Genomic DNA, 6,327 nt, shown 5'->3' with positions numbered 1-6,327 from the left:
CCGGCGCGCTGCGCGCCGCCGATCAGGCCGCGCTGGCCCGGCCCGGCGCCAGCGTCAGTGAACACAGCCTCGAGTTCGGCGGCGAGCGGCGCGAGTTCCTCGGTGCGCGCGTGCCGCTCGATGGTGGAGCCCTGCTGGGCGTGTGGGTCGAGCGCAGCGAGCGCACCCGCCTGTCCGGCCAGCTGCAGCAGGCGCTGCACCAGCTCGAGGAGCAGCAGCGTGCCAACGAGGCGCTGCGCAGCGATGCGGAGAACCGCAACGCGTCGGGCGAGCCGGTGCGCAGCATCGGCCGTCGCGAGCAGTTCGACGACCAGTTGCGCCGTGAGATCGACCTGTCGCTGCGCGAGCACCGTGAGTTCGCCGTGGTCTACATCCACGTCGATGCGCCACCCGCCGGCAGCCCGCCCCATGACGACGCCGGTCGCGAGCGCGTCTTCGAGGCGATGGCCCGGCTGCTGCGCAGCAATACGCGTGCGATGGATGCCCCGTGCCGTCTCGAGGGCGAGCGCTTCGCGCTGCTGCTGTCCGGCATGGGCCTGGCGACGGCCCATGCCCGCATGGAGGGAATGCGCCGCCAGTGCGCAACGCAGCTCGTGCCCAAGGGCGGCGCGGCGCTGCGGTTCACGGTGTCGATGGGGCTCGCGAGCTTCCCGCACACCGCGCAGACGCAGGCCGGTCTGCTGCACGCCGCCGAGACTGCGCTGGCGCAGGCCGTGCAGCGTGGCGGCAACCACGTGGCGCTGGCCAGCATCGCCTTCGGCGGGGCCACGGTCGGCTGACCGCAGGGCGCGCGCCGGAACGCGGGCTCAGCCCTGCAGGGCGCGCCAGAACATGTAGCCGGAGATGGCGTAGAGCAGCAGCGCGAACACGCGACGCAACTGCTGCACGTCGAGCGCATGTGCGGTGCGCGCGCCGAGCGGTGCCGTCATCACGCTGGCGGTCGACACCACCAGCAGTGCCGGCAGGTAGAGGAAGCCGAGCGTGCCGGGCGGCAGCCCATGGAGGTTCCAGCCAGCGGCGATGTAGCCGGCGGTGCCGGCCAGCGCGATCGGCACGCCCAGTGCGGCCGAGGTCGCCACGGCGTTGTGGATCGGCACGTTGCACCAGGTCATGAACGGCACCGACATGAAGGCGCCACCGGCACCGACCAGCGCCGACACGGCGCCGATCACGCCGCCGACGCCGAACAGTCCGGGCGCGGGTGGCAACTGCCGGGCCGGCGTGGGCTTGCCGCCGCGCAGCATCTGCGTCGCCGAGAAGCCGACGAACAGCGCAAACAGCCCGGCCAGCAGCGCCGAGGGCAGCGCCTTCGCGACCTGCGCCCCCAGCAGCGAGCCCAGCACGATCCCCGGTGCGAGGCGGCGCACGATGTCCCAGCGCACGGCGCCGCGCGCATGATGGGCTCGCACCGAAGACAGCGAGGTGAAGCAGATCGTCGCGAGCGAGGTCGCGATCGCGACCTTCACGATCAGGTCGGACGGAAAGCCTTTCAGCGTCAGCAGCAGCGTGATGAAGGGCACCAGCACCATGCCGCCGCCGACGCCCAGCAGGCCGGCCAGGAAGCCGGCGCCGCGCCCAGCAGCAGCAGCTCGACGACCAGCGGCCAGGCGAGCAGCATCAGGCCGGCGGCAGCAGCGCGAGCACCGCGCGCCACTCGGCCGTCGTGACGGGCGTGATGGACAGGCGGTTGCCCCGCTGCAGCACGCGCATCGTCGCGAGCGAGGGTGCCGCGCGCATCGCGGCCAGCGACAGCAGCGGCGTCTTGCGCACCAGCTTCACGTCCACGCCGAACCAGCGCGGTGCCTCGGGCTTCGAGGCGGGGTCGTGGTAGGGGCTCGCCGGGTCGAACTGGGTCGCGTCGGTGTGCGCGACGGAAGCCACCTCGGCCAGCCCGGCGATGCCCGGCTGCGGGCACGACGAGTGATAGAACAGCACGCCGTCGCCAGGCCGGAAATCGTCGCGCATGAAGTTGCGCGCCTGGTAGTTGCGCACGCCGGTCCACGGCAGCTTGCGGCCCGGCGCGCGCGCCAGGTCGTCGATCGAGCACTCGTCGGGCTCGGACTTCATCAGCCAGTACGCCATGGCGGCAGCAGGTCGGGAAGGGCAACGGGGAAAGGTGTCCGCCGCGAACCGGGAGTCGCATTCCTGAACCCAGGGGAGTTCAGGTGGGCGAGGTCAACGAAGCTTCGGGTTCATCTGACGCGAGACGATCACGCCCGCTTCGCAATGTTCCAAGCCCGGGCTCATATGAGCATCGGTTCAAGGAAATATAAAACTCCCGCGAACGCGACGGACGAGATCAGTGTACGCCGCCAGCGCTGACGAACCGGCGTTTCAGAGCAATTGACCGTCGCGCCCGAGGGTCTCGTCGATGCGCCCAATCAGGGCCTCGATGTCGATGCCGTGTGCAGGGTCCGGCGCGGCCTGCCCGGCGCTGCGCGCCGGAGTCGCCGCCGCCAGCGGCCGCTCGGCCAGCTGGTAGGCGAGGTTGAGCGCGGCGAGCACCGCGATACGCTCGCGGGCGCGCACCTTGCCGGCGTCGCGGATCGCGCACATCTCCTGGTCCACGTTGCCCACGGCCTCGAGCAGGGCCCGTTCGCCGCCGTCGGGGCAGCCGAGGATGTAGCTCTGGCCCATGATGGTGACTTCGAGCTGCTTCATTCGGCGGTCTTTCCGGTCTCCGGGCCGGCCTCGGCGACCGGTTCGCTGGCCGGCAGGCGATCCAGCAGGGCCTCGACGCGCTGGCGGGCGGCGGCGAGGCGGGAGCGCAGCGAGTCGCGTTCGGCATTGACGCCGGCCAGCTGCTCCAGGGTCAGCGCGTGCGTGCGCTGGAGTTCCTGGTGCCGCAGCAGCAACCGCTCCACGCGTTCGGCCAGTTCTTCGATCGTCGCCATGCCTCTCCTCACTGCACGCGTCGATTGTAGGGGGCGGCCCGGGCCGCGCTTACACTGCAGGCTGTTGGTGCTCATGCCGGCGTTCACGCCGGCGCAGTTAAACGGGAAGCAGAGGAGGGGGACCCACCGGGTGCTCCTTCAGCCTGCGCTGCCCCCGCAACGGTCAGCGGACGAAGCCAGAACGCCTGCGTTCACGTTTCCGCTCTCGCGCACATGCCACTGGAGTCTCCGGCTCTGGGAAGGTCGCGAGGGTCGTTCCGCCAGCCCGGATACCGGCCAACGGGAGGCGTGCTGCGCAAGCGGCGCGTCATGAGGTGGGCGCCCGCGGGGAAGCTGGCGCGCACGATTTCATCGTTGGTCATTCCATGATTGCCACTCCCTTCGAGGCCACCGCGCCTCGCATTCCTGTTCGCCTCGGGGCGCTGCCGCATGCGCCGTTGTTGATGCTGTCGCTGCTGGGCTTCGCCAGCGGCATCGCGAGCGCGCAATCCGCGCCCGTCACCGAGGCGGGCAAGCTGCCGCCGGTGCTGGTCACGGCCAGCCGCTTCGTCGAGGACTCGGCGACGCTGCCGTACGGTGTCAGCGTGCTGACCGCCCAGGACATCGCCGACTCGGGCGTGTCCACGGTGAACGAGGCCGTGATGAAGCTGCTCGGCGTGCCCGGTCGGCTCGACCTCTACGGCGGTGGCGACTACGCCCTCGACCTGCGCGGCTTCGGCACCACGTCCGACAACAACCAGGTCGTGATCCTCGACGGCATCCGCATCAACGAGGGCGACCTCGGCGGCACGCGGCTGGCCGGCATCCCGATCAATTCGGTCGAGCGCATCGAGGTGCTGCGCGGCAGCGGCACCGTGCTGTACGGTGAGGGCGCCACGGGCGGCGTGATCATCGTCACCACCAAGGCGGGTCACGGAACAGCTCGCCGCAACCGGGCCAGCGTGTACGCCGCCGCCGGCAGCGATCGCCTGCGCGACCTGCGCGCCGACGCCACGCTCGAGGCCGGTGGCTTCTCGCTGGATGCGGCCGCCAACCGCCGCACGACCGACAACCATCGCGACAACTTCCGTTCGGAGACGGAGGGCGCATCGCTCACCGGCCAGTGGCGCAACGACTGGCTGCGCGTCGGCCTGCGGCATGCCTACGACGACCTCGACACCGGGCTGCCCGGCGCGCTGACTGCGGCGCAGTATGCCGCCGACCCGAGCCAGACCACCGCACCGAACGACCACGCCGATATCCGCAACACGCGCAGTGGCGTGTTCGCCGAGGCCGATCTCGGCGGCGACTGGCAACTCGGCCTTGACGCCGGCTGGCGTGACAAGGAGCTGCGCAGCCGCAACGGGGCCTTCGCCTACGACTACGACGTCGACGCGAAGAACTACTCGCTGCGGGTGCGCAACCGCACGCAGTTCGCGTCGGTCGTCAACGCGGTGGTGTTCGGCGTGGATCGCAACGAATGGGAACGCACGGTGCTGGGCGCCTTCGGCTCGGTGGGCGAGCAGTCCTCGACCGGCTACTACCTGAAGGACGACCTCACGCTGAGCGGCGGCACCCGCCTGAGCGCCGGCGTGCGCACCGAGCGCATCGAGAAGGCGGTCAGCAGCACGGTCGACCGCATCGACGACCGCCAGCGCGCCTGGGAACTGGGCGTGCTGCAGCCGCTGTCCGAGAACAGCGCGGTCTACGGCCGGGTCGGCCGCAGCTTCCGCCTCGCCAACGTCGACGAGTTCAGCTTCACCAATCCGGCCGTGCCGCTGCGGCCGCAGACTTCACGCGACACCGAACTGGGCGTGCGCTGGCGTGCTGCCGGCCGCAGCGCCGAGCTGCGCGTCTACCGCAGCTCGCTGAAGAACGAGATCGGCTTCGATCCCAACGGCGTCGGACCGTTCGGGCCGTTCGGCGCCAACGTCAACTTCGACCCGACGCGCCGGCAGGGTGTCGAGCTCGAACTGGCGCAGGCGCTGACCGAGGCGCTGAACCTGCGCGTCAACGGCGCGCTGCGGCGGGCCCGTTTCACCGAGGGCGCCTACGACGGCCAGGATGTGCCGCTGACACCCGAGCGCACGCTGTCCCTTCGGGCCGACTGGACGCCCGCGCCGGCGCACAAGCTCGATGCGATCGTGAACTACGTGTCCTCGCAGAGCCCGGACTTCGCCAACGTCTGCAGCATCCCGGGTCGCACCACCGCCGACCTGCGCTACGCCTATCGCTGGACGCAGGCGGAGTTCGCGCTCGGCGTGGTCAACTTGACGGACCGCAAGTACTACACGCAGGCCTTCGGGTGCACGGCCGGCGGCGAAACGACCTCGATCTACCCGGAGGCGGGTCGCACCTTCGCGGCATCGGTCAAGGTCAGCTTCTGACGGGAGGCGCATGGGCGAGCGGCGCGGTCATCCGAAGGGCAGCGGGACAGGCGAGTTGATCCTCGGTGGCCAGCGCAGCGGCAAGTCGCGCTGCGCCGAGTCGCGCGCGGCCGACTGGCTGGCGCTGCCCGGCCGCTCGGCCGTGCTGCTGGCCACCGCACTGGCGGGCGACGACGAGATGCGCTCGCGCATTGCCCGACACCGACACGACCGCGCCGAGCGCGTGCCCGGTCTCGCGACCGACGAGGTGCCGCGCGAGCTGGCCGCTGCCGTGAGGCGCCACAGCGAGCCGGATCGGATGGTGCTGGTGGATTGCCTGAGCCTGTGGCTCACCAACCTGCGCATGCCGATGCAGGGCGCGGCCGTGACCGACGCCGAACTCGACCGCCACGTCGCCGACCTGTGCGAGGCGCTGCGATCGGCGCGCGGGCCGGTGGTGCTGGTGTCCAACGAGATCGGCCTCGGCCTGGCGCCGCTGGGCGCCGAGGCGCGCCGCTTCGTCGACGACCTCGGCCGCCTGCACCAGGCAGTGGCGGCGCAGTGCGCACGGGTCACGCTGATGGTCGCCGGCATCGAGCTGCCGGTGAGGCGGGCGGATCCGTGAGCCTGTCTTCGATGCTGCGGTGCTGCGTCCTCGTGCTGCTGGGGGCGCTGGGCCTGCACGTCGCTGCAGCGGCGCCCATCGAGCTGCGCGACGACCGCGGTGTGACGCTGACGCTGCCGGTGCCGCCGCAGCGCATCGTCACGCTGCTGCCCTCGCTGACCGAGAGCGTGTGCGCGCTCGGCGGTTGCGCGCGGCTGGTCGGCACGGACCGCTTCTCCAATTGGCCGGCCGGCGTCGGCACGTTGCCCAAGCTGGGAGGGCTGGAGGATGCACAGATCGAAGCCATCGTCGCGCTGAAGCCCGACGTGGTGCTGCTGGCCCTGTCCGATCGCGTGATCGAGCGGCTGGAAGCGTTGGGCCTCAAGCTGGTGGTGCTGGAGGCGCGCGACCATGCCGGCGTGCAGCGTGCGTTGCACGCCGTGGCGCGGCTGCTCGGCACGCCGGCCGCGGCCGCGCCGGTGTG

General features: G+C 71.3%; 9 protein-coding genes, 1 other RNA gene and 1 riboswitch. Of the genes, 4 read left to right on the top strand and 6 right to left on the bottom strand.

Annotated features, from left to right (window positions below; genetic code table 11):
* The coding region (locus x551_RS23655) for a GGDEF domain-containing protein (protein ID WP_051512110.1) at positions 1 to 779 on the top strand (779 nt) is incomplete at its 5' end.
* 27 nt (positions 780 to 806) lie between these two features.
* On the opposite strand, the gene x551_RS17080 is transcribed toward x551_RS23655, so the two are convergent.
* From x551_RS17080 to x551_RS17065, 6 genes are all read right to left on the bottom strand, one after another.
* Positions 807 to 1,529 (bottom strand): sulfite exporter TauE/SafE family protein, encoded by a 723-nt coding sequence (locus tag x551_RS17080; protein WP_253950407.1) that lies wholly within the window; start codon positions 1,527 to 1,529, stop codon positions 807 to 809.
* A complete protein-coding gene (locus x551_RS27945) occupies positions 1,496 to 1,618 on the bottom strand; it encodes a hypothetical protein (protein WP_256363996.1) in 123 nt (40 codons plus the stop codon). Before x551_RS27945 ends, x551_RS17080 begins: the two co-directional genes overlap by 34 nt.
* A complete protein-coding gene (locus tag x551_RS17075) occupies positions 1,618 to 2,082 on the bottom strand; it encodes an EVE domain-containing protein (RefSeq protein ID WP_036234346.1) in 465 nt (154 codons plus the stop codon). Before x551_RS17075 ends, x551_RS27945 begins: the two co-directional genes overlap by 1 nt.
* Before the next feature lie 33 nt (positions 2,083 to 2,115).
* Positions 2,116 to 2,297, bottom strand: a non-coding RNA gene (gene ssrS, locus x551_RS24590) — 6S RNA.
* A gap of 37 nt (positions 2,298 to 2,334) precedes the next feature.
* Positions 2,335 to 2,661, bottom strand: a complete 327-nt coding sequence (locus x551_RS17070) for a cell division protein ZapA (protein WP_011829904.1) — start codon at positions 2,659 to 2,661, stop codon at positions 2,335 to 2,337.
* A complete protein-coding gene (locus x551_RS17065) occupies positions 2,658 to 2,894 on the bottom strand; it encodes a hypothetical protein (protein ID WP_011829903.1) in 237 nt (78 codons plus the stop codon). The genes x551_RS17070 and x551_RS17065 overlap by 4 nt, the downstream gene beginning before the upstream one ends.
* A 48-nt stretch (positions 2,895 to 2,942) precedes the next feature.
* Positions 2,943 to 3,190: riboswitch (cobalamin riboswitch) on the top strand.
* Positions 3,191 to 3,259: 69 nt separating this feature from the next.
* Between x551_RS17065 and x551_RS17060 the strand changes: the two genes are divergently transcribed.
* The 3 genes from x551_RS17060 to x551_RS17050 all read left to right on the top strand — a co-directional run.
* Positions 3,260 to 5,260 carry a TonB-dependent receptor gene (locus x551_RS17060; RefSeq protein WP_036234343.1) on the top strand — a complete coding sequence of 667 codons (2,001 nt, stop codon included), beginning with the start codon at positions 3,260 to 3,262 and terminating at the stop codon, positions 5,258 to 5,260.
* Between the two features lie 10 nt (positions 5,261 to 5,270).
* The gene (locus x551_RS17055; protein ID WP_051495839.1) at positions 5,271 to 5,864 is read left to right on the top strand and encodes a bifunctional adenosylcobinamide kinase/adenosylcobinamide-phosphate guanylyltransferase; all 594 of its coding nucleotides are present in this window, start codon (positions 5,271 to 5,273) and stop codon (positions 5,862 to 5,864) included.
* A gap of 11 nt (positions 5,865 to 5,875) precedes the next feature.
* On the top strand, positions 5,876 to 6,327 hold a 452-nt coding region (locus x551_RS17050; protein WP_036249710.1), incomplete at its 3' end, for a helical backbone metal receptor.

The sequence above is a fragment of the Methylibium sp. T29 genome (genome assembly GCF_000576205.1).
Taxonomy (GTDB): Bacteria; Pseudomonadota; Gammaproteobacteria; order Burkholderiales; family Burkholderiaceae_C; genus Methylibium; species Methylibium petroleiphilum.
The sequence above is the reverse complement of the archived record's forward strand: the minus strand, read 5'-3'. Positions and strand labels throughout refer to the sequence as shown.